Below are 512 nucleotides of genomic sequence, written 5' to 3' on the forward strand. Positions count from 1 at the left end.
GATTTGAGCCGGTGCCTCGCTTACGAAGCTTTAACCACTGGTTCCTGTCGTATACCGTCCGATCTCGCTCGCCGGACCCGACCCGTCTGGTAGTTCCGGACCGTCCAGGCTTCGGCAGCGCTGCTTCCCGCCCTCCCCGGCGCCTCCCGGGTCGGACTGCGCTCCGCTCCTACCGAGCTGCTGCGACAGCTCGGCGAGAAGGTCTCTCACCTCCCTCGATTCCTGGCGCCTCACGGCGCACCAGCGCCTCATGGCGCGCACCTTTTTGTCGTAGTAGGCGCGGCTGGCCGGGTCGTGCAGGGCGGCGAATGCGGACAGGAACAGCGCTCGTTTGAGTTTGTGGTTGCCGGAGCGGGCGGGGTGCTCACCGCGGATGGAGCTGCCGGAGCGGTGGGTGATCGGGGCGATGCCGGCGTAGGAGGCGAGGTGGCCGGCCGAGGCGAACGCCGTGGCGTCACCGACTTCGAGCAGGATGCGGGTGCCGGTCCTGACTCCGATGCCGGGCATCGAGG

General features: G+C 68.6%; 1 pseudogene. It reads right to left on the reverse strand.

The annotated features are described in order from the left end of the window. Nucleotides 1–261: 261 nt before the first annotated feature. Nucleotides 262–512 (reverse strand): annotated as a pseudogene (locus ON21_RS37455) (IS110 family transposase); the annotation flags it as partial.

This window comes from Nocardia araoensis NBRC 100135, assembly GCF_000308435.1.
Classification (GTDB): Bacteria; Actinomycetota; Actinomycetes; order Mycobacteriales; family Mycobacteriaceae; genus Nocardia; species Nocardia araoensis.